The 22,247-nt window shown below is 65.1% G+C and carries 21 protein-coding genes; 10 read left to right on the top strand and 11 right to left on the bottom strand.

The window, feature by feature from the left end; genetic code table 11:
• Positions 1-69: 69 nt before the first annotated feature.
• Positions 70-2,706, bottom strand: a complete 2,637-nt coding sequence (locus tag BMG00_RS16530) for a cation-translocating P-type ATPase (RefSeq protein WP_078575128.1) — start codon at positions 2,704-2,706, stop codon at positions 70-72.
• 528 nt (positions 2,707-3,234) lie between these two features.
• On the opposite strand from BMG00_RS16530, the gene BMG00_RS16520 reads away from it, so the two are divergent.
• Positions 3,235-3,780 (top strand): cysteine hydrolase family protein, encoded by a 546-nt coding sequence (locus tag BMG00_RS16520; RefSeq protein ID WP_245795070.1) that lies wholly within the window; start codon positions 3,235-3,237, stop codon positions 3,778-3,780.
• A gap of 123 nt (positions 3,781-3,903) precedes the next feature.
• Here BMG00_RS16520 and BMG00_RS16515 read toward each other — a convergent pair whose 3' ends face one another.
• Positions 3,904-4,446 (bottom strand): flavin reductase family protein, encoded by a 543-nt coding sequence (locus BMG00_RS16515; RefSeq protein ID WP_078575124.1) that lies wholly within the window; start codon positions 4,444-4,446, stop codon positions 3,904-3,906.
• A gap of 584 nt (positions 4,447-5,030) precedes the next feature.
• On the opposite strand from BMG00_RS16515, the gene BMG00_RS16510 reads away from it, so the two are divergent.
• Genes BMG00_RS16510 through BMG00_RS17735 form a run of 3 tightly spaced genes read left to right on the top strand, consistent with a single transcriptional unit; the run spans position 5,031 to position 7,265 of the window.
• On the top strand, positions 5,031-5,972 hold the full coding sequence (locus BMG00_RS16510) for a sulfurtransferase (RefSeq protein WP_078575123.1): 942 nt from the start codon (positions 5,031-5,033) through the stop codon (positions 5,970-5,972).
• 1 nt (position 5,973) lies between these two features.
• Positions 5,974-7,104: a YeeE/YedE thiosulfate transporter family protein gene (locus tag BMG00_RS16505; protein ID WP_078575122.1), complete on the top strand. Its 1,131-nt coding sequence runs from the start codon at positions 5,974-5,976 to the stop codon at positions 7,102-7,104.
• The gene (locus tag BMG00_RS17735) at positions 7,101-7,265 is read left to right on the top strand and encodes a hypothetical protein (protein WP_169836829.1); all 165 of its coding nucleotides are present in this window, start codon (positions 7,101-7,103) and stop codon (positions 7,263-7,265) included. The genes BMG00_RS16505 and BMG00_RS17735 overlap by 4 nt, the downstream gene beginning before the upstream one ends.
• Before the next feature lie 7 nt (positions 7,266-7,272).
• On the opposite strand, the gene BMG00_RS16500 is transcribed toward BMG00_RS17735, so the two are convergent.
• The 8 genes from BMG00_RS16500 to BMG00_RS16465 all read right to left on the bottom strand — a co-directional run bounded on the left by BMG00_RS16500 (position 7,273) and on the right by BMG00_RS16465 (position 16,190).
• Entirely contained in the window at positions 7,273-8,070 is a 798-nt protein-coding gene (locus BMG00_RS16500) for a COG3904 family protein (protein WP_078575121.1), read from the bottom strand.
• Positions 8,071-8,073: 3 nt separating this feature from the next.
• Positions 8,074-9,396: a hypothetical protein gene (locus tag BMG00_RS17840; RefSeq protein ID WP_245795069.1), complete on the bottom strand. Its 1,323-nt coding sequence runs from the start codon at positions 9,394-9,396 to the stop codon at positions 8,074-8,076.
• 557 nt (positions 9,397-9,953) lie between these two features.
• Positions 9,954-11,012 carry an ABC transporter ATP-binding protein gene (locus tag BMG00_RS16490; protein ID WP_078575120.1) on the bottom strand — a complete coding sequence of 353 codons (1,059 nt, stop codon included), beginning with the start codon at positions 11,010-11,012 and terminating at the stop codon, positions 9,954-9,956.
• A 3-nt stretch (positions 11,013-11,015) separates the two neighbouring features.
• Positions 11,016-11,804: an ABC transporter permease gene (locus BMG00_RS16485; RefSeq protein WP_078530314.1), complete on the bottom strand. Its 789-nt coding sequence runs from the start codon at positions 11,802-11,804 to the stop codon at positions 11,016-11,018.
• A complete protein-coding gene (locus tag BMG00_RS16480; RefSeq protein WP_078530313.1) occupies positions 11,801-12,655 on the bottom strand; it encodes an ABC transporter permease in 855 nt (284 codons plus the stop codon). Before BMG00_RS16480 ends, BMG00_RS16485 begins: the two co-directional genes overlap by 4 nt.
• Before the next feature lie 73 nt (positions 12,656-12,728).
• On the bottom strand, positions 12,729-13,835 hold the full coding sequence (locus tag BMG00_RS16475; RefSeq protein WP_078575119.1) for an ABC transporter substrate-binding protein: 1,107 nt from the start codon (positions 13,833-13,835) through the stop codon (positions 12,729-12,731).
• Between the two features lie 355 nt (positions 13,836-14,190).
• On the bottom strand, positions 14,191-15,534 hold the full coding sequence (locus BMG00_RS16470) for an ATP-binding protein (protein ID WP_078575118.1): 1,344 nt from the start codon (positions 15,532-15,534) through the stop codon (positions 14,191-14,193).
• The gene (locus BMG00_RS16465; RefSeq protein WP_078575116.1) at positions 15,531-16,190 is read right to left on the bottom strand and encodes a response regulator transcription factor; all 660 of its coding nucleotides are present in this window, start codon (positions 16,188-16,190) and stop codon (positions 15,531-15,533) included. The genes BMG00_RS16470 and BMG00_RS16465 overlap by 4 nt, the downstream gene beginning before the upstream one ends.
• 144 nt (positions 16,191-16,334) lie before the next feature.
• On the opposite strand from BMG00_RS16465, the gene BMG00_RS16460 reads away from it, so the two are divergent.
• The 6 genes from BMG00_RS16460 to BMG00_RS16435 all read left to right on the top strand — a co-directional run bounded on the left by BMG00_RS16460 (position 16,335) and on the right by BMG00_RS16435 (position 21,595).
• Positions 16,335-16,652, top strand: coding sequence for a PepSY domain-containing protein (locus tag BMG00_RS16460; protein WP_078530309.1), 318 nt, complete (start codon positions 16,335-16,337; stop codon positions 16,650-16,652).
• The gene (locus tag BMG00_RS16455) at positions 16,645-17,322 is read left to right on the top strand and encodes a cytochrome b/b6 domain-containing protein (protein ID WP_078530360.1); all 678 of its coding nucleotides are present in this window, start codon (positions 16,645-16,647) and stop codon (positions 17,320-17,322) included. Before BMG00_RS16460 ends, BMG00_RS16455 begins: the two co-directional genes overlap by 8 nt.
• Before the next feature lie 175 nt (positions 17,323-17,497).
• A complete protein-coding gene (locus BMG00_RS16450; RefSeq protein WP_078530308.1) occupies positions 17,498-17,887 on the top strand; it encodes a PepSY domain-containing protein in 390 nt (129 codons plus the stop codon).
• Between the two features lie 38 nt (positions 17,888-17,925).
• The gene (locus BMG00_RS16445) at positions 17,926-18,396 is read left to right on the top strand and encodes a DUF2271 domain-containing protein (protein WP_078530307.1); all 471 of its coding nucleotides are present in this window, start codon (positions 17,926-17,928) and stop codon (positions 18,394-18,396) included.
• A gap of 12 nt (positions 18,397-18,408) precedes the next feature.
• Positions 18,409-20,616, top strand: coding sequence for a PepSY domain-containing protein (locus BMG00_RS16440; RefSeq protein WP_078575114.1), 2,208 nt, complete (start codon positions 18,409-18,411; stop codon positions 20,614-20,616).
• A complete protein-coding gene (locus tag BMG00_RS16435) occupies positions 20,597-21,595 on the top strand; it encodes an FAD:protein FMN transferase (RefSeq protein ID WP_078530305.1) in 999 nt (332 codons plus the stop codon). Before BMG00_RS16440 ends, BMG00_RS16435 begins: the two co-directional genes overlap by 20 nt.
• A 153-nt stretch (positions 21,596-21,748) precedes the next feature.
• Here the strand turns inward: BMG00_RS16435 and BMG00_RS16430 are convergent, their stop codons facing one another.
• Positions 21,749-21,970 (bottom strand): hypothetical protein, encoded by a 222-nt coding sequence (locus tag BMG00_RS16430; protein ID WP_146642678.1) that lies wholly within the window; start codon positions 21,968-21,970, stop codon positions 21,749-21,751.
• Between the last annotated feature and the right edge of the window lie 277 nt (positions 21,971-22,247).

Genomic DNA, 22,247 nt, shown 5'->3' with positions numbered 1-22,247 from the left:
AAGCCATGGCCTTGCTTAGTCCATGGAAAGCGGCACTGCATTGATGCGGCTCAACGCGGAGGGCGGAATTTACCCGCGACTCACCCCGCGCACGACGAGAAATCCCAGCAGCGGCGGGAGAAGGCTCATCGCCCCGGCAAGCAGCAACCCCGCGGCACCCGGAGAGGGCAACTGAAGCACGTCCGAAAGCCCCGGCAGCCAAAGCGCTCCGGCGATCAGCACGAGACACAGCCCGAGCGCCCCCCAGACATAGCGATTGCGCGTCACGTCATTGCGCAGCGCGTGGGTGTCGGCTTCGCGCATGTTGAACACATTCCACAGCTGGCCCAGGGCGAGGGTCACGAAGGCCACGGTGACGGCGGCACCGGGTTCGAGCCGCAATCCGTAGAGCGCCCCCCCGAATGCCAGCATCGTCGCGAGGGTCACGATGGCCCCAAGCGCGACGATGCGCCCCCATTCCCGACGCGCGAGGATCGGCTCGGCGCGATCGCGCGGCGGGCGGCGCATCTCATGCCCGTCGCCCCGCCCCATCCCGAGCGCAAGCGCGGGGAAGACATCCGTGACGAGATTGAGAAACAGGATCTGCAACGGCAGGAGCGGCGCGGGAAGACCCGCTCCCACGGCGATCCCGACCACGAGGATCTCCGAGAGGTTGCACGACATAAGGTAAACGACGAACTTGCGGATATTGCCGAAGATCACCCTGCCCTGCCGCACCGCCTCGACGATGGTCGCGAAATCGTCGTCCTTGAGGACCATATGCGCCGCCTCGCGCGCCACTTGCGTGCCGCGCTGGCCCATCGCGATGCCGATATCGGCTTTCTTCAGCGCCGGCGCGTCGTTCACCCCGTCCCCCGTCATCGCGACGGTCTCGCCCTCGCGTTGGTAGAAACTGACGAGCGCCAGTTTCGTCGCAGGAGCAACGCGGGCGAAGACGCTCGCCTTGCGGAGCCGGTCGAGCGTTTCTTCCCCGGCGTCTTCCAGATCGATCCCTGCGAGTTCGCGTCCTTCGATCGCCACCACGCCATCCTCGCTGATCCCGGCATCTTTCGCGATGCGCGCGGCGGTCTCGGCATGATCGCCGGTCAGCATGATCACCCGGATTCCCGCGCTCTGGCAGGCCGCGATCGCGGGCGGCACGTCCTTGCGCAACGGATCTGCAAGACAGGCGATCGCGACAAGCGTCAGTCGTTCATAGGGCGCGTCCTGCGTCCCGTCCGACCGCTTCATCGCAAGCCCGATCCCACGCAGTCCTTTACCTGCGGCAGACGCATTGCGCGCGATCCAGCTCTCTTTTTCTCCGGCGCTCAAAGGTCGCGGGCCGTCTGCCCCCAGCACCTCGGAGCAAGACGCGATCACCGCCTCCGGAGCGCCCTTCACCGCATAGAGCACGCCGCCGTCGGGCAGCGCATGGACGGTCGCCATCATCAGGCTATCGGTCTCGAAAGCATGCTGGACAAGGCGCGGCTCGGCGCCGTCCAGTGAGAGCCCCGCCTCCCGCGCGGCACTCAGCAACGCAAGTTCGGTCGGGTCGCCGATCCGGCGATCATCGCTTCCGCCCAGTTCGGCATTGTTGCACAGCATGCCGATCTTCAACGCCAAACGAAGACGGTCTTGCTCGATACCGGAGACCGTCCCGCCCAGATCCACGCTTTCCCCATCGAGCAGCAGTTGCACCACGCTCATCCGGTTTTCGGTCAGAGTCCCGGTCTTGTCCGTCAGGATCAGCGTGGTCGCCCCGAGCGTCTCGACCGAGGAAAGACGGCTGATCAACGCATTGCGCTGCACCATGCGCCACATCCCCCGCGCGAGCGAGAGCGTGGCCACGACGGGGATGCCTTCGGGGATCGCGGCAACGGCAAGGGCGACCCCGGTCTGGATCATCCCCGTGAGCGGGTGACCCTGGGCCAGCCCTGTGACGATAATCGCGGCCGCAAGGACAATCGTCAGCCAGACCAATCGCTGGCCGAGCCGCGTCAATTGTCGCTCGAGCGGTGTGGGCTCCGTGCTGGCCTCCATCGCGAGCTGGCTGACCCTGCCGATCTCGGTCTCCATGCCGGTCCGAACCACCACGCCCGTCCCTGCCCCGCGCGTGACGGCGGCGCCCTTGAACCCCATGTTGGTGCGGTCCCCCAGCACCGCGTCGGATGGCAGCGGGTCGGTGCCCTTGAGCACCGAAAGGGATTCGCCGGTGAGAACGGATTCGTCGCAATAGAGCCCCGAGGCCTCGACGAGCCGCAGATCGGCGGTCACCACGTCGCCCGCTTCGAGCACGACAAGATCGCCCGGCACGACATCGCGCGCGTCGATTTCGATCAGCATCCCGTCGCGGCGCACGCGGGTGCGGACCTCCGCGATGCTGAACAATGCCTCCATCGAGCGGGTCGCGCGCAGCTCGGTGAAAAACCCGATCGCGCCATTCAGGAGCAGCACGACGAGGATCGCCAGCGCCTCGACGATATCGTTGATGACGAGAGAGAACACCGTCGCCAGAACGAGCAGAGCGACAATCACGCCCTGAAACTGGTGCACAAGGATGCGCAGCGCGCTTCGGGGCTTCTGACGGCGCAAAGCGTTCGGGCCGTGGAGCTCGAGGCGCGCGGCGGCCTCCTGCGCGGCCAGCCCGTTCGGGAACGGGACGGATAGACGCGTAAGCACCGCCGCGGCGGTTTCGGCATAAGCTGTCTCGGAATCGGTATCCTGCATCGCGGGCCTTCGGTCGTCCCGCGCCGATGGTAAGCCTTTCCGCAGGCCACGCAACCGCACGGCCTTGCGTAGTGATGCCGCAGAGCGCGCCCCTCGCGGCTAGGGGATCGGCTTCGCCCTCTCGTGGGTTGATGACTCGAAACCTGAGGGCACTGGAGAGAGGATCAAGACGGTGCAGAAAAAGCCCTTCGCGCGCCATCCGGCGGTCGTCCGTGCGCCTGCCGAAGATGCTGAGTAATACCGCCATTATCGAGGCGATGAATGCGCGCCGCCATCCCTTGGCCTTTCTCGGCCCCGCGCGAAAGACCGGACAGTACGCGATCTCGATAGAGGCCCCCATTGCCGATGACATGCAGCCGCAACGCCAACCCGACGCTGGCGCCCAGGTTTGGCAGCATTGCAAGCGGGTGCAGGGAGATGCCGGATCGAGCCCATAGGCGAGTGGCGAGTGCCGCGAGTTGCCCACGGGTCAGCTTTCCCATAGGCGTTAGCTCTTCGCGTGGATCGTTTCTCACTGAAGGGTTTAAAGTGAGCGCATTGATTCTCATCGACATTCAGGCCGGATTTGAAGATCCCGTCTGGGGCGAACGCAACAATCCTCAAGCAGAAGACCGCGCGCGTGACCTGCTTCAGAAATGGCGCGATTCAGGTTCGCCAATCATTCACGTCCGACATGTCAGCACGACGCCTGGCTCACCGCTCAGCGGATCGGGAACCGAGTTCAAGGCGCAAGTGCAGCCTTTGCCCGGCGAAACCATCATCGAGAAAAGTGTCAATTCGGCTTTCATAGGGACCCATTTGAACGACCATCTCAAGGAGCTTGGCGCAAATGCCCTGACAATCTGCGGTCTGACGACGCCGCATTGCGTGTCCACCACGGCCCGAATGGCCGCCAATCTGGGCTACAAGGTGCGCCTCGTCGCGGATGCGTGCGCGGCTTTCACCTCCAATGCCGATGTCAGCTTTGATGATGGGCCAACGCTGTCTGCGGAGGAAATTCATCGCTCGGCTCTGGCGCATCTCCACGGGGAGTTCGCGCAGGTTTGCCTGTCAACGCAGATACTGTCCGAATAGCACCACAGAACCGGCCATATGATCGGGCAGGATCAAAGGCAGCAATGTCCTGCCGATGAACGTCCGAATTGGGGCGCGCGCAAGCCGGGAGCGGGTCGAAAGAGGGCTTCGGCTCTCCTTCGCCTACAGACCGGCGGGGAGCTTGGCGCGCATGGCCTCGCTTCGGTCGAAGCGCTCTCCATCCGCGGTGAAGGTCCCGTCACCGACCGCATGAAGCAGGCGTTTATCCTCCCGATCGGGGTCGATATGGGCGGCGACGCCCTTGAGCAAGACAAGGTCGAGCCGTTCGACGATCTCCTCGACGCGACATTCGATATTGGCGAGGCACTCGCCGATCAGCGGCGCCCCGACATGGTGCGCGCGCAAGGGCGTCAGATCGAAACGCTCGAACTTGTCGGTATCAGCGCCCGAACACATCCCGATGCCGACGACCGTATCGATCATGTCGGCGGTGGGAATGGCGAGGACGCATTCACGGGCCTCGCACAATGCATGCCAGGAGTGGTTCCAAGGTCCGGTCGTGAGCGCGAAACTGGCGTCGAAGCCACGGACCATTGTCCAGGTAATGGTCATGATGTTGGCCCTCGTCCCGTCATGGGTCGTCACCAGAACCACCGGCCCGGGTTCGATCAAGGTGAAGGCGCGCGAAAGCGGTAGCGGAGTCATCGGCATATTCCTTTCGGTCATGGAGAGCTTAGACCCATCGTGGAAATTGCCTAGATGAAATGGCGCGCGATATCAGAATGTCCGTTGCAGCGTGGCTCCGAAACGGCGTTTGGCGTCCGGCTGCGGTCTCTTCATCCCCCCACACGTCGGAAGGCCGGATCGCCGCGCCGCCTGTATCAGGCCTCATGCGGCAAGACCTGAGCCTATCAGGCGCAAACGGTGGACGCGCCGCCCCAGCACGCAAAGGTGATCCGCCCGCATCGACAAGAAGGGCGCAGGCCGAGCCGTTTTCTGGCATTGCCCTTTTCGCTCACGCATCCCTGGCGGTGTTCGGAAAAATGACAAGCTGGCGGGCACGGGAGGCAACTCTCACGACTTTGCTCAAATAAGAACAGCGTCACGCCTAGCCCCGGCGTGCAGGGGCGGATGTTCGCGACAGGCGCGCGAGAAAGACGGCCTTGCCATCGCCGCCACGCAAATCGGAATGATTTCCCGCCACCCCTATTGTCAGAGACGACGCCGCCCCTTGATCTGGCGTTATTTTCGCCCGATCTGGGAGAAAATTCCATCTCGCGAGGTCACCCATGAACCTTCTCGCCACCATCGCCGCCACCACGCTCGTCGGCGCGAGCCTCCTTGGTGCAGCCCCTCTCGCCGCCGCGCATCTCGGCCCGCTCGTCACCCCCAGCGAGTTGAACGCGGAGCTGGCGGATCTCGATCCGGTGCTGCTCGATATCCGCGTCGGGGTCTATGAAAAGGGCCATGTCGAGGGGGCCGTCTACGCGCCTTATTCGATCTTTCGCGGCCCCGACAACAATCCCGGTCAAGTGCCGCCACTTGCCAAGCTCGAGGCCTCTTTCGAACAAATCGGGCTCGAGACCGACCGCCCGATCGTGATCATCGCGCAAGGCGATACCGATACCGATTTCGGCGCGGCGGCACGGGTCTACTGGACATTGAAGAGCACGGGTTTCACCGAATTGTCGATTCTCAACGGCGGCACGACCGCCTGGGCGAATGCGGGGCTGCCGATCTCGACCGCCACCGAGACCCTGATGCCCACCGATCTGTCGCTGAACTGGGACGATCGCTGGACCGCGGAAACGCCAGCGGTGCGCGGTATCGTCGACGGCAAGAGCCGCGCGGTCCTGGTCGATGCGCGACCGCCCGCCTTCTACAAGGGCAAATCCGCACATGGTGCTGCAGCCCGCCCCGGGACGCTGCCAGGGGCCGAGAACCTGCCCTATACCCAATTCTTCCGCCCCGGTGCGACGGTGATCGACCGCCAGGTCGATGCGGCGACGCTGAAGGCCAAGCTCGGGATAGCGGATGGCGAAGAGGTCGTCTCCTTTTGCAACACCGGACATTGGGCCGCGACCGAATGGTTCGCGCTCTCCGAGCTGGCGGGGATCGAGAACGTGAAGCTCTATCCCGGTTCGATGGTCGAATATTCAGCGACTGACGGCGCGATGGAGAACCAACCCGGCCTGCTGCGCAACCTGCTCAACCAGTTGACCGGGGGCTGAAATGACGAGCACGGTTCTTGAGGCGAGCAGCGGATCCGCCACGGCGCTTCGGCGGGCGGCGCTGGTGCTCGCCGCGCTGGTCGCGGTTGGCGCGCTCACGCTATTGGGCGGGGCGCGTTACGGCTTTCTGCTGGCCATCGGTCTGGGCTTCGGCATTGCTCTCGAGGGGCTGCGCTTCGGCTTTGCCGGCCCGTGGCGCGCGATGATCTTGCGGCGTGAACCGGCGGGGCTTCTGGCACAGCTTCTGGCGATCGCGCTGGTGTCCATCGTGGCGATCCCGCTTCTGTCGAGCCATCCGGGTGAACTGACCGGCGCTCAGGCGCCGATCGGCTGGGCCATGGTCGGTGGCGCCTTCGTCTTCGGCGCGGCGATGCAGGTGGTCCTGGGGTGCGGCTCGGGGACGCTGGTCAACGCGGGCTCGGGCAATCCGGTCGGCCTGCTGGCGCTTCCGTTCTTCGCCATCGGCAGCTTCTTCGGCGCCTACGGTCTGATCTGGTGGACCTCGCTCGGCGCATTGCCGATCCTGACCCTGCGCGGCACGACGGGGCTTGCGGTGACGCTGGTTCTGCTCGCGCTCGTCGCGGGCGTGGCCTTCGCGCTCGGCAAGCCCGGATCGCGCGCCCTGCCCCGGCGCTACGTGATTGCGGCGCTCGTGCTCGCCGCGCTCGCCATCGGCAACCTGGTCGTCGCGGGCCAGCCCTGGGGCGTGGTCTACGGGCTGGGACTTTGGGTCGCGAAAGGGGTCCAGGGCGCGGGCATCGATCTGTCCGGCTCGGCCTTCTGGAGCGCGCCGGGATCGGTCACCCGACTGCACGAGAACCTGCTGACCGATTACACCTCGCTCACCGATATCGGGCTGATTGCGGGGGCCTTCGGGGTCGCGGCATGGCGGCAAGGCGGTCTGTCGCAGGCGCTTCCGCGCTACCCGGCCCGCGCCTGGGTCGCAACTGTCGTGGCGGGCTTCCTGTTGGGATACAGCTCGCGGCTCGCCTTCGGCTGCAACGTCGGCGCCTTCTTCTCTGGCATCTCGACCGGCAGCCTTCACGGCTGGGTCTGGTTCGCGGCCGCATTCGCGGGCGCCTTCCTCGGCATTCGGCTGCGCCCGATCCTCGGGCTGGAGGCGCGCGCATGACCCGCAAGAGCACCGCCCTTATTGCAATCGCAGGCCTTCTCGCCCTGATCGCCGCCGACCTGCTCGCCGCGCCGCTCAACCCCTATCATGCCCCGCCCGCTTTCGCGTTGGGCTCGGGTCAGGTGGCCAGCGGCGGCTTCTGCGGCGCGCTGCCGGATTAAGCCGCGTCTAGTCGAGCATCTCGGTCGCGAGGCGGCTGTCGAGCAATTCCTCGGGCAGCAGGATGTAGATGTCTTCCGGCGGGGTGGTGAGCGAATAGATCATCACGCCGGGATCGACGCCCATGTCGATCAGATATTCCATCGTGCGCCCCTGTCCGCGCTGGATTTCCTCCACCGCGAAATAGGCGGGCATGTAAAGGTTCTCGTCGTAGTAATGCTGGTGCATCCCGACATAGCCCTCGGGGGAGACACGACGCTGTTCACCAGAGGCGAGGATATAGGGGCAAGCCGACATGCAGGCCATGCCCGGAAGGATCGCGGTGTTCTTGCCTGCCTCGCGCAACATGCGCCCGATGGCCAGCGCTTCGATCACCTGCCCGCCCGGGCTGCTGAGCGCGACGGTCGCGGGAAGATCCTCAGTCGACGCCCCGTCGAGATAGCTCGAGAGGCGATCCGCATCGCCCGTCGCGATCGAGCCGTTCAGGAGAAGCACATCTCCGAAACCCTCGATAGTCTTGCGCTCGAAGGTGAGACGGTCTGGGTAGGTCGAAGGCAGATCGATCCCCGGCGGCAGTGCAGGCGCATCCCGGCGCGGCACGGGCCGGTCGGGATCAAAGCGGCGGCGTTGATCGCCCGGCGCGACCGGGTCGCTCATGCCAGGCACGGATGAAGGCGCCCCGGGCGGATTGCGGCCCAGCCAATCACCCGCGATCATCACCGCGGCAATCGCGACCTGAAGCCACAGAACCATCATCAGCCCGCGCCTGATATCAAGATGCGCAAGCTTCGGAAACGACAGGCGCATCGCTCAACTCTCTGTGGCGCGGGGCGGCGCGTCGGGGGCGTCGGGCAGCTCGGTGTCGGAAAGCCCGGACACCCGCTTGCGGATCTCGGCATCGGCCCCGCCCATCGTCTGCTCGACGTCGCGCATCGCGTTGAGAGCGGCTTTCAAATCGGCCAGCGTCAGAGTCGCCTCGATCGGCAGACCGTCGCGGCCCGAACGGATCGCGGCCTGCGTCACCGCCAGAACGAAGACGAGAACGGCGGGCAGAAGGTCGATCGCGATCGCCCCCGCCCAGGAAGGCACGAAACTACCCGCATAGCGGATCACGGCCTCGGCGCTGGTGATCGGGTTGTAGGCGGTCTGGATCGGCGGATCGCGCGCCAGCACCTCATCGGCGGCGCGCTCCAGCGTGCGGCCGCGCTGGTCAAGCGCCTCCAGCACGGAATCGATGGTCGAGGATTGCGCGTCTCGGACATTGGTTGTGCGCCCGTCAAGTTCCGGCAGCACGACAGAAGCGGGCAGATCCTGCGCCGCCCGCGCCACCAGCGGGGCCACGGAGAGCTGGTCGAGCCGCGCGATCACGCCAGCAAGCCGCACGCTCTGTTCCGCAAACTCGACCGAGCGCTTCTCGACCGGACCGGGGGCCACGATCAGCGCGCGCATCCGTCCCAAGATCTGGTTGCCGGTCTCGAAGGCCTCGTCGATCTGCGGCTGCTGGGCGCGGATCTGCTCTTCGAGATTGGCAAGCTCTTCGGTTTTCTGGGTCAGAACGCGGAACACCGCGCCCCGGCCTGCCGCGCCTGACAACTGGCCCGATTGCTCCTGTTCGGCCAGCGCCTCGAAAGCGTCGCGCGCCCGTTCGACCTCGCGCCCCAGCGATTGCGCGGAAAGGGCGATGTCATGGGCCTGCTCGAGCGCGGATTGATAATCGCGCACCGTGGTATCGAGGTGCTGCTCGACCGCCGCCGATCCCGCCAGCGCCGCCGCGTTGAGCCAGCTCGACATCGCGACGATGGCGAGCGAGCCGACCATGGTCGAGACCGTCAGCCCGACGAAACCGCTCGCCGTACGCATCGCGGGCAAGAGCCGCAGCATGTAGCTCCAGAAGACGAAGATCCCGACCGAGACGGCAATCGAATAGGCAAGCGCCGCGAAAAAGCTCATCGCGCCGGTATCCTCGAGGATCGAGGAGACGCCTAGATAGGTGTAGATGCCCGAGGCGATCGCCAGCACGCCGAGTGCTGCGGGCGTGATCGTGTCGAGCCAGGCCAGATGGCCCTCCAGCTCCTTTGCGGTGCGCAGGCCCTTCGTTTCGGCCGCGCTCAGTCTTCTGGGGGTCTCTGTCATCGGCTTTCGCCCTCGTCACGATTGGGTTCGGGAACTGATCACAATTGGGGGATGAGGGCGCGAATTTTAAGGGTCACGACGGGTTTTGTTGCATAAATCAGGCTGATAGCCGCGCGCCCCCTTCCCCCGGACAGGGTGTTTCAACGGCCTCGGAGATCAGAGGGGTGCAAGCCGAAATCCACCGTCGCGGCGGCGGCGAGAGGCTGGACGGCACCGCCTGCCAGCAGGCACGGCATCCCTGTGCCTCTTGAGATCAATCGCGTTCGGCAGAGAGCCCTCGGCGCAACAGCGATCCCATGGACGAGCGCGTTCCCGATCTTGCAGCTCGGTGGGCAGTCGACACATACCGCTCGTCTACCCTGTTGGACACACGAAATGAATCCTTACACGGAATTTCGGGAACAGATCGAAGGTTCACATTGAGCCGGTGCGACGCCCCCTGACGGATGTGCCCAATCCCGCACCGTTTTCGCGCGATGCCTCGTCCATCCGTCCAACCGGTGAAGAAACAGGCCAGCCCGAAGGCAACTCCGCGCCAGAGGCTGGTCCCAGCGATCTCAGTCCGCGAGCACGAGCAGATCCCGGCTCGCGACACTCACCTCCGCCAGGGAGCCAACCTCGGGCGGCGGGTTTCCGGGGCGGTTGAAGGTGTCGAGCGCGATCGTCTGGCCTTCCACCTCCAGCTTCACGCGCAGGATCGAGCCGAGGAAATGCACCTCGGCGATCTTGCCCGAAAAGATCGTGTCGTTCCCCTCCCGGCGCCCCAGCGCCAGCACTTCGGGCCGCGCCGCCAGGGTCACCTCGGCGTTCGTGTCCGCCGAGACGGGTGCGCCGAGGATCACCTCGGTGCTGCCCACACGCAAAGCACCACGCGCGGGATCGGCCACCTGCGCGGTGAGCGCGTTGAGCGTGCCCACGAATTGCGCGACAAAGCGGGTCTTGGGCTGATTGTAGATCTCGAAAGGCGCGCCGATCTGTTCGGCCACGCCGCCATTCATCACCACGACCCGATCCGAGATCGACAACGCTTCTTCCTGATCGTGGGTCACGAAAATCGTCGTGATACCCAGGCGGCGCTGGATCTCGCGGATCTCTTCGCGCAGACTTACCCGGATCTTTGCGTCAAGCGCCGAGAGCGGCTCGTCGAGCAGGAGAACCCGCGGCTGGATGGCAAGCGCGCGGGCCAGCGCCACACGTTGTTGCTGCCCGCCCGAGAGCTGGAACGGATAGCGGTTGCCAAGATCCGGCAGGCCGATCAGGTCGAGCATTTCCGCCACGCGCGTCTTGATTTCCGCACGCGACCGTCCCGCCACACGCATCCCGAAGCCGACATTCTGCGCGACCGTCAGGTTCGGAAACAGCGCATAGGCCTGAAACACCATCCCGATATTGCGCTGGTTCGAAGGCAGCGCGGTCACGTCCTGCCCGCCGATGCGGATCGCACCGCCCGAGGGGTGCTCGAAGCCCGCCACCATCCGCAGAACGGTCGTCTTGCCGCAGCCCGACGGACCGAGCAGCGAGATGAATTCCCCCTCTGCGATGGAGAGGTTGAAATCCTTCACCACGCGGTTCGCGCCGAAGGATTTTTCCAGATGTTCGATCTCGAGAGAGGCCATGGGTTACCGCTTTGCATTCGTATGTTTGGAGAACCGGGTGACGAGCTGAATGAGCCCCATGCAGATCCAGGTGATCGAGAAGGCGATCACCGCGAGCGCTGCGGGCTCATAGGCCTTGTTCGCGCCGGTCAGCTGCATGTAGGGGCCGAAGGCCGGCCGGTTAAGAAGAGAGGCGAGGACGAATTCGCCGATGACGATGGCGAAGGTGATGAAGGCGCCCGAGAGGACCGCCACCAGCACGTTGGGCAGGATCACCCGTGCGAGGATCGTGCCCCAGCCCGCGCCCAAGCTTTGCGCCGCTTCGGTCAGGGTCGCCACGTCGATCGTGCGCAACCCCGTATCGACGGCGCGATACATGTAGGGCAGCGAGAGCGTCGCATAGCCCAGCATCAGCAGGATATTGGTCCCCGTGATCGAGCCGGTGAGCGGCAGGAAAGACGAGGTGTTGTAAAGCCGGATATAGCCGAACACGATCACGATGGGCGGGATCACCAGCGGCAGCAGGGTGATGAACTCGACCACGGGGCGCCATTTCGGCAGTTTGAGCCGCACCCAATACGCGGTCGGCACCACGATCAGCGCGCCGACGAGGATGGTGAAGATCGCCATCACCACCGAATAGGTGAAGGTCTCGCGGAATTGCGGGTCCGCGAGCACCGAACGATAGGCATCGAGCGAATAGACCCCGCGCCGTGCGCGCAGAGAGAACTCCAGAGTGCCCAGAAGCGGCAGGGCGAAATAGAGAATACCGAAGGCCAGCGCGAGCCAGGACCAGAACCGTTTGGAGATCATCTCATCCACCTCTCGGAGCGCACGCGCAGCCAGACATAAGCGAGATTGGCAAGCCCGGTGATTACGATCATCCCGAAGGCCAGCGCATATCCCAGATGCGGGTCTTGCAGCACGTCACCGCGGATTTGCGCGTAAAGCATGATCGGCACGATCGACATCGACGAACCGGTCAGCGCATAGGCGGTCGCCACCGCGCCGAAGCTGTTGGCGAAGAGAAGCGCCAGCGTGCCCAGCAGAGCGGGCCAGAGGATCGGCAGCGCCACGATGCGCCAGTACTGAAAGCCGGTCGCCCCGAGGATGCTGGCCGCTTCCTTCCATTCGCGCTTCAGACCGTCGAGGGCCGGGGTGATGATCAGCACCATCAGCGGGATCTGGAAGAACAGATAGGTCAGCGTCAGGCCGAAGAAGCTCAGCAGGTTGAAGCCATGAGCGTAGATGTTGAAACCGAACCATGACTTCAGCAGCACGGTGACGAGGCCCAGCCTCCCCAACGTGGCAAGGAAGGCGAAGGCCAGCGGAACGCCCGCGAAGTTCGAAGCCACGCCCGAAAAGGTCATCACCGGCCCGCGCAGCCACTTGGGCAAACCGCCCAGTGTGACGGCGGCGGCCAGCGCGAAGCCTACGAGACAGCCCACCAGCGCCGTGGCGAGGCTGATCTTGATCGAGATCCAGTAGCTCGCGAGGATCGTTGGCTGGAACAGATTCACCAGATTCGACAGCGTGAAGCCTCCGTCCACCGTACGGAAGGCCCCGATGACGATATACATCGTCGGCGCGATCAGGAACAAAAGCGCGAACAGAGTGAAGGGAACCATCCCCACCCAGGTCAGCGGCAGCTTGCGGCTATGCATCGAGCCTCGTCTTGCAGAAATGTCGAAAAATTCACCCCGCGCACCATGGCGCGGGGTGAGAGAAGAGCCTCGATTACTGGACGTTCGCGCCGACGACGCTGTCCCAACCGCCGGTCACGACTTCCTTGTTCGCAGCCTGAGCGTCGAGCGACGGGAAGACCGCCTTGGCATAGCCTTCCGCGGGCGGCATGGCGTCGAGCATCTTCTGCGGGACCTTGCCGTTGGCCGACAGGTCGTTGAAGCGGATCGGGTGGCAATAGCCCTCGAGCCAGCCAAGCTGACCCTCGTCCGAATAGAGATACTCCATCCACAGTTTCGCGGCGCTCGGGTGCGGCGCATAGGCCGAGATCGCCTGAACGTAGACGCCCGCGACGACGCCCGATTGCGGCACGATCACGTCGACCGGCGGGTTGCCGTTGAGCGTGTCACGACCGGCCAGCGCGTTATAGTCCCACTCGATCACGATCGGCGTCGCGCCCTGCGCGAGCGTGCCGGTCTTGCCGATGACGGGGACGAAGTTCCCGTTCTTGTTCATCTCGGCGAAGTAGTTGAGGCCGGCTTCGCCCGAAGCCTTGCCCGGCTCGCCGCCTGCGGCCACGCCCGCGGCCAGAACGCCGAGGATCGCCTGGTTCGACGCACGCGGATCGCCCGCCAGCGCCACCGAGTTGGCGTATTCGGGCTTGAGAAGGTCCGACCAGTCCTGCGGAACATTGTCGACGAGGTCCTTGTTCACCGCGAAGGACAGCACGCCGTAATAGTCGCCGTACCAGTAGCCTTCGGCATCCTTCGCATCGGCGGGGATCGTGTCCCAGGTCGAGACCTTGTAGGGCTGGATCAGCCCCTCTTCCTTGGCCGCCGGGCCGAAGGACAGGCCGACATCGATCACGTCGGGAGCCTGCGGGCCCTTGTTGTCCTTGTTCGCGCGGATGGCTTCGAGTTCGTCGGCCGAGCCCGCATCAGGGTTGAGCTCGTTCACGGTGATGCCCGGGTACTTCTGCTTGAAGCCCTCGATGACGCCGGCGTAGTTGCACCACGAATGGGGCAGCGCGATCGTGGTCAGGCTGCCTTCCTCTTTCGCGGCGGCATAGAGGTCATCGAGGCTCTCGGCGAAGCTGGTGCCGGCGCTCGCCGCCAGAGCCACAGCGCTGACTGCCGCGAGGTATTGGAATTTGAAGTTCATTTTCAGGTCTCTCCCCGTTCATGAAGAGCGGTGCCGCACCTTGCGGTCCTGTCTCTCCGAATCTGACGTCTCTCGACGGATGTGCCCTGCCAGTTGGCTCCGGCATCGGCGACCCTTTATGCGGATCATGTAACAGGACTTTGGCAGACTGGACCACGTAGTCAATTTTCTTTTGATAATCCGCGATGCTCAAGTGAACATATCCGTGAGGCAATGATCACGCGATCGCCACATGCGCCGAAATCAAAGGCAAATTTAAAGAAATCCGGGGCGCAGATCGCGCCGACAACGGGCTTTCATTTGAGCGAAACCCGGCAAACCCGCGCCTCCCCCGCTCCGGAAATGCCGCAAAAGCTCACTTTGCCCAAGCGGAGTTCACGGGGAGTTGTATCCGCACCTCAAGACCGGACACGCTCCCGGGCGGGGGTGAAGTCAGCGAAAGCGGGCTTCCGATCCGCTTGGCGATCACCGCGACAATCGCAAGCCCCAATCCGCTGCCGTCATTCGTACTTCCGGCGCGCTCGAACCTCGCGGTCAGGCGCGAAAGCGTCTCCTGGGGAATGACGGGGCCGTCATTCGTCACGCTCAGAACGCCGTCCGGGGTCAGGCGCACAGAGACGGGTTTGTCCCGCGCCCCGTGTTTGAGGGCATTTTCGACGAGATTGCGGCACACGATTCCGAAGGCGTCGGGATCGAGGTCTGAAATGACCGGCGCGTTCGGCAGATCCAAAGCGATGCGTCCCAGTTCGAGACCGCGGGCGAGGTCTTCGACGACGAGCCGGGCTGCGACGCGCAGATCCGCGCTTCGGTCCAGTCGCAGGGGGCCGCCCTCCGCACGCGCCAGCTGCAACAGGCGCTCGGAGAGCCGTGTGAGCCGCTTGAGCGTCGCTTCGATATCCGAGGCACGCGCCTTTGCGACGGGATCGCTGGTTTCCGCGCTCAGGCGTTGCGTCTGCGCAATGGCGCCCGCAAGGGGTGTGCGCAGCTCATGCGCAGCGTTGGACGCAAAACTTCGTTCGGCTTCGAAGCCTTCACGCAACCGGCCCAGAAGATTGTTGAGCGTGGCCGCGACAGGGGCGATCTCGGTTTGCAGATCATCGGTCGGAATGGGGGTGAGATCGCGCGCGCTGCGCGCTTCGAGGCTGGTGCGGAATCGCCGCAAGGGACCGAGGTTCGTCCGCACCGCCAGAATGACCGCCGCCAAGGCAAGCGGGACCACGATCAGCAGCGGCAGCCCGAGGCCGAGCGCGATCTCCCGCGCAATCCGCGCCCGATGAGAAAGCGGTTCCGCGACGGTGATGCGAACCGTGTCCCGAAGCGCCGCGTCGCTGTAGAATCGATGCGTGGCCGTCTGGCTGAATCCGCGCTCGGCGTAGTCGGGGAAGATGGAGGGGTCAGCTGCGTGGGACTGCAGGAGGATATGCCCCTCCGCGTCGCGCACGATATAGGTGAAGAATTCCTCGTGGTCGCGCAGGCTCGCAAGGCGCTGCGTCACGTTGTTGCCATCCCGGTTGACGATATCCATGACCGCAAGCGGCAGGATCCGTTGCGCCGTTTCCTGAAGCGTGGAATCGAAAACCTCGTCCATCTCCTTGCGCACGATCAGCGCGGTTGCCGTCGCGGCGACGATCCACATGAGCGTCAGAACGACCCCCAGCGAGAGCCCCAGGCGGGCCTGAAGGCTTCTGGGCAATCTCATGGCTTGCCCAGCCGGTAGCCAAGACCGCGCTCGGTCTCGATCACATGCGCTCCGAGCTTCTTGCGCAGGCGGCTGACATGGACCTCGATCGTGTTGCTCTCCACCTCCGCGTCGAAGGCGTAGAGCTTTTCCTCGAGCTGAGCCTTGGAAAGCAGCTGGCCTGGGCGCGAGAGAAAGGCCTCGAACAGCGCCCATTCGCGCGCCGTCAGCTGCACGGGTTTGCCGTCACGCAGAATGCTGCGCGCGGCAAGGTCGATCTCAAGCCCGGCATGGGTGACGATCGGATTGGGATTGCCGCTGTAGCGCCGCGCGACCGAACCGATGCGCGCGGAAAGCTCGGCGAGATCGAAGGGCTTCACCAGATAATCGTCGGCACCCGCGTTCAGCCCCTCGATCCGATCCGAAACCTGATCGAGTGCGGTCATGATGATCACCGGGCTCACATCGCCCCGGCTGCGCAGGGATTTCAGGAAACTCATGCCACGGCCATCGGGCAGCATGAGATCGAGCAGCACAAGATCATAGCCCGCACTGCGGATCGCCTCCCCCGCCTCGTCGAGCCGCGTAACCCAGTCCACGGAGTGGCCATCGCTGGCGATCTGATCGCGCACGGCGGCGCCCAGAATCGTGTCGTCCTCGATCAGCAGGATGCGCATTTCCGTTCCATCTCTTGTTTCGTTCCCTGTCTTGATCCGCCACGCTGACGCCAAGCTGACACGTCGCGCGGTGCGGCTTCAGGTTCCCGTCAGATTGATTGCCGAAGAAAGGCATCGAGTTGGCCGCGAACAGGAGTTTGGCCCATGAAGAAGACAGTGACAATTCTCGCCTTTCTCGCGGTGTTCCCTGCCGGAACGGCTCTGGCGGATGACGACTGTTTCGTCCCGATGGCGAATTGGCAGCCGCGTGATGCGGTGGCCGAGCTGGCCACGCAGAACGGCTGGACCGTGCGTCGTATCAAGATCGATGACGGTTGCTACGAGATCGACGGCAACGATGCACAGGGCCGCCGCGTCGAAGTGAAGGTTCATCCCTCGACGCTTCAGATTCTCGAGATCGAATACGAGGACGACGAACGGAGTCGTTCCCGTGAAGATGGTGAAGGTGGCAAACATGACTGACGCAACGTTTCACGACGAACCCCATCCCGGCGGAAGCGCCGGAGGCAAGGTGCGGGTCTGGGATCCGCTGGTGCGTATCTTCCATTGGGGCCTAGTCGCGGCCTTTGCGACGGCGTGGCTTACGGCTGACGAGTTGCAGCCGGTGCACGAGATCGCCGGCTACACAGTCGCGGGGCTGATCGCTTTCCGGCTGATCTGGGGGGTCGTGGGCGGGCGCTATGCCCGGTTCACCCAATTCCTCCGAGGGCCCGGGCCGACGCTGTCCTATCTTGGCGACATGCTGCGCGGGAAGGAGCGCCGCTATCTCGGTCACAACCCCGCCGGGGCCCTGATGATCGTGGCCCTGCTCATCTCGCTGTCGGGCACAGCCTTCACCGGCTGGCTCATGGCGGAACCTGCGCGTCTGGCAATGCTTCCCGAGCTGCCGCAGATCGCGACCCCGGCCTTCGCGGACGAGGATGGCGAATACGGCGAAAGCGGAGAAGGTGCGGAAGGCGGAGGGAATGAGGCCCTCGAGGAAGCGCACGAGGTTCTCGCCAATCTGGTCCTGCTGCTCGTCGCCTTGCATGTCGGCGGGGTGGTTCTGGCCTCCTTCCGGCATCGCGAAAACCTCGCCCGAGCAATGCTGACCGGCGACAAGCGTGCACCCGATCCCGGCGATATCGCCTGATCGTTCCTGATCGCGACCCCAAGGCCGTTTCGTCCTGCGGCCTCACTGGCCCCGCCCTCACAAGGTGGGGCCTTTTTTCCTGACGCGAAGCTGAAGCGGAAAGTGCCGGGCTGTCAGGAACCGCTCAGGTCGACACCCCAGATTGTCGGTAGCAGATGAAAAAGGAGACCCTGCCATGCGTAAGACCCTGACCGCAATTTCCCTCATCGCCCTGCTTCCCGCGGGCGTGGCCCTTGCCGATGACGACTATGAAAAAACCGCGCGCGGACAATCGCAGTCCCGCGATGCCGTGATGCAACTCGCGCGCGAGAACGGCTGGACTGTCCGCGAAATCGAGATGGAGGACGGCCGATACGAGATCGAAGGCCGCGACCGCGAGGGGCGCAAGATCGAAGCGAAGGTCGATCCGGTGACGCTGCGCGTCCTCAAGATGGAGCATGACGACGAAGAGGATGATGACGATTACGGCGCGTCCACGCGCAACCCCGCCCCTGCGGGCACGGTCGCCCCGCCCCAGAACGGCCTCTTCGGCAACGGCGCCCCGCCGAAGGTCCAGGTGAACTGAGACCCGCGCGACGCAACGCCTGAAAAAGGAAACCCCAGATGAAGTCACTTCTCGCAACACTGGCGCTGAGCACGGCGCTGACCCTTCCCGGCCTCGCTTCTGCGCGGCCGGTCACGCTGACGACGACGCTCAGCAATTACGGTGGCGACGGCGCCTATCTCGCGCTCTATGTCACCGACGCTTCGGGCGCCTATGCGGGCAGCCTCTGGATGGCGGGCGGCAAGTCGAAATATTACGAGCATCTGAGTGACTGGTATCGCGCGACCGGCGGCGATCCGGCGCAGATCAACGGCATCACCGGCGCGAGCGTCGGTGCGGGCCGCACGCTCGAGATCACGCTCGATCTGGCGGATGCCCTGTTTGACGCGGGCTACACGCTTCATATCGACGCCGCCGTCGAGGACATGCGCGACAGCCCCAACGAGGTTGCCGTCCCGCTCACGACCGATGGCATGGGCAAGCCGGTTGCCGGGCGTCGCTACGTCGCCAGCTTTGCCTACGACATGTGAGGTGACAGGGCCATGATCCGCGCGTTTCATCGCTGGCCGGGGCTGATCGCCCTCGCTCTTGTCACGGTGCTTGCGCTCAGCGGCGCGGTGCTCGCGGTCTATCCGGTCACGGAGCGGATCGCGGCACCGCAGGCCGAGGCGGGACTGAGCGTCGCAACGCTCGCCGAGCGCGTTCAGGCGGTCTATCCTGGGCTCGAGCAGATCCGGCGCGCGCCTTCGGGGCGGATCACGGCCTATTGGTTCGACTTGGGACAACCCGGCGCGGCGGTGATCGACCCCACGACCGGACAGGGCGTCGCTTCGGCCGATCCCGATCCCCTTCAGCGCTGGCTGACCAACCTTCACCGCGCCCTCTTTCTCGGAGATACGGGCCGCGTGATCAGCGCGCTCGGAGCGGCGGCGATGCTGGTGCTTTCGGTGTCCGGAGCGTTTCTCGTCGCGCGGCGTACAGGTGGCTGGCGTCACTGGTTCGCCAGTCTGCGCGGGCCCCTTCCCGGGCGCGTGCATGTCGAGATCGCGCGGGTCGCCGTGGTCGGTCTGATACTGTCCTCGGCCACGGCTCTGTGGATGACCGCCTCCACGTTCGAGCTGATCCCCGATGGCGGTCCCTCGCTTGCCATCCCCTCGCAGGTGAGCGGCGAGACCGGCGCACCGCTCGCCGAGCTTGCCTTGCTCGGGACCACGCCCGTATCGGAGCTGCGGAGCCTGAGCTTTCCCTATCCCGGCGATGCAACGGACGTATTCACGCTGAAGACCGATCGGGGCACAGGCTATCTCGATCAGGGCAACGGCGCGGTGCTCGCCTGGGCCGATCTCGGCCCGTGGCAGCGCATTTCCGAAACGATCTACACACTTCATACCGGTCAGGGTGCCGCCCTGCTGGGCGCGGTACTGGGGATCATGGCGCTTGGTGTGCCCGCGATGGGCGCCACGGGTGTCCTGATCTGGCTGGCGGGGCGGCGCGGACGTCCGCGCATTCGTGCCAACCAGCCGCCCGGACGCGCCGACACCATCATCCTTGTCGGCAGCGAAGGCGGCAGCACCTGGGGCTTTGCTTCGACGCTGCATCGGGCGCTCGGTGCTGCGGGGCAGAAGGCCCATATCGCGCCGATGTCGTCCTTCGCGCCCGAGCGCTATACCCGGGCCGAGCGGATCATCCTGCTCGCGGCCACCTATGGTGACGGCGTGGCACCCTCCTCGGCAAAGGGTTTTCTGGAGACACTTCCGGCCCATCGCGGCGCGCATGACATTCCGATCGCGGTGCTCGGCTTCGGGGACCGGACCTTCCCGGCTTTTTGTGCCTATGCCCAAGCGGTTGCCGATACCGCAGAAGCGGCGGGATGGCCGGTTCTGCTGCCATACGACACGATCGACCGGCAGTCGCCGCAGACCTTCGCGCGCTGGGGGCAGGCTTTGGGGGCGGCGCTCGGGGTCGAGCTCGATCTGTGCCACCAGCCCGTCCTCCCTTCCACCACCGACCTCACGCTTGTGTCGCGCCGCGATTTCGGGGCGGAAGTGCAGGCTCCGACCTCGATCCTGCGCTTTGCCCTGCCCCGCCCGACGCTGTGGCAAAAGCTGACGGGCACGGGCTTTGCACGGTTCAGCGCGGGCGATCTGGTTGCGATCGTGCCCGACGGCGCGCAGGCGCCGCGGCTTTATTCGCTCGCCTCTTCGCGGCGCGACGGGTTTGTGGAGATCGTGGTGAAGAAGCATCCCGGCGGCCTGTGTTCGGGCCAGCTGACCGCGCTTGAGCCCGGTGAGAGCGTGCGCGCCTTCATCCGGCGCAACCCCGCTTTCCGGCCGGACCGCTCACGCGCACCCCTGATCCTGATCGGCGCGGGCACGGGGATCGGGCCTCTGGCGGGGTTCGTGCGCGAAAACGCGAAACGCCGTCCGATCCACCTGTTCTTCGGCATGCGCGATCCGGACAGCGATTTTCTCTATGCGCAGGAAATCAGCGACTGGAAGAACGAAGGACGCCTGTCGCGTCTCGTCACCTCGGTCTCGCGCGCCCAGCGACCACGCTACGTGCAAGACGCAATGCGCGCCGATGCGCCCGAACTTGTGCGACTGGTCCAGAGCGGGGCGCGGATCATGGTCTGCGGCGGGCGGGACATGGCTGCGGGGGTCTCCGAGGCCCTGCGTGATATTCTCGCGGCGACCGGGTTGAGTCCGGCGAAACTGAAAGCGGAGGGACGCTATGTCGAAGACATCTTCTGATCTGGTGCGCCACGCTCTGCACGGCCCCACGATGGGCACCCGCTGGACGGCCCTGTTCTTCGCCCCGCCCGAGCGCGACCCCGCGCCGATCCGCGAAGCCCTTCAGGCGGCGGTCGAGGAAGTCGATGCCCAGATGTCCAGCTGGAAACCCGACAGCGATCTGATGCGGCTCAACGCGGCGGCGCAGGGTGAATGGGTGGCGGTGCCCGAGCGGCTCGCCGAAGTGCTCCGGCTCGGGCTCGAAATCGGCAAAGCCTCGGAGGGGGCGTTCGATATCGGTCTCGGGGATGCGGTCACCGCCTGGGGATTCGGCCCCGAGGATGCAGCCCCCGACCGGATCCGCGCCGCGATGAGCGCGCAGCGACAACCCGCCTTCGAGCGGCTTGAGCTCGACGATGGCAGGGCTCGCAAGCGCGGGCCTCTGGTTCTGGACCTGAACGGGATCGCGAAGGGCTACGGGGTCGACCGTCTCGCTCAGACGCTCGCTGCGCAGGGGATCGAGGCCGGTCTCGTCGGGATCGACGGCGAGATGCGCGCAAGCGGCCTGAGGCCCGATGCCACACCCTGGACGATCGCCGTCGAAAGCCCGGATCCGCTGCGGCGCACGCCGCATTCGATCCTCGCGCTCGAAAATGCATCCGTCGCGACCTCGGGCGATTACCGTCACTGGATCGACCTCGGCGCCCGCAGGCTCTCGCATACGATGGATCTTTCGCGCGGTGCCCCTTTGCTCTCATCGCCCGCGTCTGTGACGGTGGTCGCGCGCAGTTGTGCCGAGGCCGATGCGTGGGCAACGGCGCTGATGGTCCTCGGTCCCGAGGGAGGACGCACGCTTGCACGGAAATATCAGCTCTCGGCGCTTTTCCTGATGCGCGAGGAAGACGGAAGCGTCAGCAGCGTTGGAGAGGGCAGCCTGTTTTCCGTCAGCGTCCCGGACCCGTCTTCGACCTTGGAGGCCCGAGGGGCCGACGGCGTCTGAGTTCGCAAAGTGGGGAAGCGGCGGGCCGGACGCTCTTGCTAGGCTATCGCGCCGACGCGGAGACCCTCACAGGGACCGTCCCCCATCGACGCAGGACAAAAGGTGGCCATGGGGCCGCCTTTTGAACTGGTGCCGACCGTGTTGCGCGGAAGATCAGTCGGTCACCCAGAAGAACGTCACACGCCCGCCACCACGACCGGTCGTGTCGAAGTTCCACCCATCGACTTGCTTGAACTGCTTCAGAATCGTCTGTTTCCAAAGCCGGATATTGGTGGTGCCCGGCGTGATCGACTGGCAGCCGCGATGCGTCGGCTTGACCTCCTTGCGCCCCTGCCCGTTGACCGAGAAGGCCTTGACGTGGCGCGTGTTGTTCACGATGCACACCTCGAGCGTGCGCGCGCCGTTCGGATCGCGGTCGCGAGCCGTTATCCGGCGGCGCCCGTGTCGATCGATCTGCCGTAAGGCGACGCGCCGCTAAGGGCCCGTTTGTCGCAGCTTGGATTTACATCGGCTTTCGAGACGGCCCGGATGTATCGCGGCCCCGCCCCGAACACGAGCGCGTCCTTGCAAGCGATCGCCACCATGGAGCTCGGGTGATCGCGCGCGATGCGCGCCGGGAAGGCCACCGATTTCGTCTAGAACGCGGAAGTAT

The sequence above is a fragment of the Thioclava marina genome, from assembly GCF_002020135.1.
Classification (GTDB): domain Bacteria; phylum Pseudomonadota; class Alphaproteobacteria; order Rhodobacterales; family Rhodobacteraceae; genus Thioclava; species Thioclava marina.
The sequence above is the reverse complement of the archived record's forward strand: the minus strand, read 5'-3'. Positions and strand labels throughout refer to the sequence as shown.

Excerpts from the sequence above, each read along its gene's own strand:
- BMG00_RS16500 (WP_078575121.1), bottom strand. The coding sequence starts at position 8,070 with ATGCGCCTGTCGTTTCCGAAGCTTGCGCATCTTGATATCAGGCGCGGG.
- BMG00_RS16515 (WP_078575124.1), bottom strand. The coding sequence starts at position 4,446 with ATGACTCCGCTACCGCTTTCGCGCGCCTTCACCTTGATCGAACCCGGG.
- BMG00_RS16460 (WP_078530309.1), top strand. The coding sequence starts at position 16,335 with ATGAAGAAGACAGTGACAATTCTCGCCTTTCTCGCGGTGTTCCCTGCC.
- BMG00_RS16505 (WP_078575122.1), top strand. The coding sequence starts at position 5,974 with ATGACGAGCACGGTTCTTGAGGCGAGCAGCGGATCCGCCACGGCGCTT.
- BMG00_RS16450 (WP_078530308.1), top strand. The coding sequence starts at position 17,498 with ATGCGTAAGACCCTGACCGCAATTTCCCTCATCGCCCTGCTTCCCGCG.
- BMG00_RS16530 (WP_078575128.1), bottom strand. The coding sequence starts at position 2,706 with ATGCAGGATACCGATTCCGAGACAGCTTATGCCGAAACCGCCGCGGCG.
- BMG00_RS16490 (WP_078575120.1), bottom strand. The coding sequence starts at position 11,012 with ATGGCCTCTCTCGAGATCGAACATCTGGAAAAATCCTTCGGCGCGAAC.
- BMG00_RS16465 (WP_078575116.1), bottom strand. The coding sequence starts at position 16,190 with ATGCGCATCCTGCTGATCGAGGACGACACGATTCTGGGCGCCGCCGTG.
- BMG00_RS17840 (WP_245795069.1), bottom strand. The coding sequence starts at position 9,396 with ATGACAGAGACCCCCAGAAGACTGAGCGCGGCCGAAACGAAGGGCCTG.
- BMG00_RS17735 (WP_169836829.1), top strand. The coding sequence starts at position 7,101 with ATGACCCGCAAGAGCACCGCCCTTATTGCAATCGCAGGCCTTCTCGCC.
- BMG00_RS16485 (WP_078530314.1), bottom strand. The coding sequence starts at position 11,804 with ATGATCTCCAAACGGTTCTGGTCCTGGCTCGCGCTGGCCTTCGGTATT.
- BMG00_RS16455 (WP_078530360.1), top strand. The coding sequence starts at position 16,645 with ATGACTGACGCAACGTTTCACGACGAACCCCATCCCGGCGGAAGCGCC.
- BMG00_RS16475 (WP_078575119.1), bottom strand. The coding sequence starts at position 13,835 with ATGAACTTCAAATTCCAATACCTCGCGGCAGTCAGCGCTGTGGCTCTG.
- BMG00_RS16440 (WP_078575114.1), top strand. The coding sequence starts at position 18,409 with ATGATCCGCGCGTTTCATCGCTGGCCGGGGCTGATCGCCCTCGCTCTT.
- BMG00_RS16435 (WP_078530305.1), top strand. The coding sequence starts at position 20,597 with ATGTCGAAGACATCTTCTGATCTGGTGCGCCACGCTCTGCACGGCCCC.
- BMG00_RS16470 (WP_078575118.1), bottom strand. The coding sequence starts at position 15,534 with ATGAGATTGCCCAGAAGCCTTCAGGCCCGCCTGGGGCTCTCGCTGGGG.
- BMG00_RS16480 (WP_078530313.1), bottom strand. The coding sequence starts at position 12,655 with ATGCATAGCCGCAAGCTGCCGCTGACCTGGGTGGGGATGGTTCCCTTC.
- BMG00_RS16445 (WP_078530307.1), top strand. The coding sequence starts at position 17,926 with ATGAAGTCACTTCTCGCAACACTGGCGCTGAGCACGGCGCTGACCCTT.
- BMG00_RS16510 (WP_078575123.1), top strand. The coding sequence starts at position 5,031 with ATGAACCTTCTCGCCACCATCGCCGCCACCACGCTCGTCGGCGCGAGC.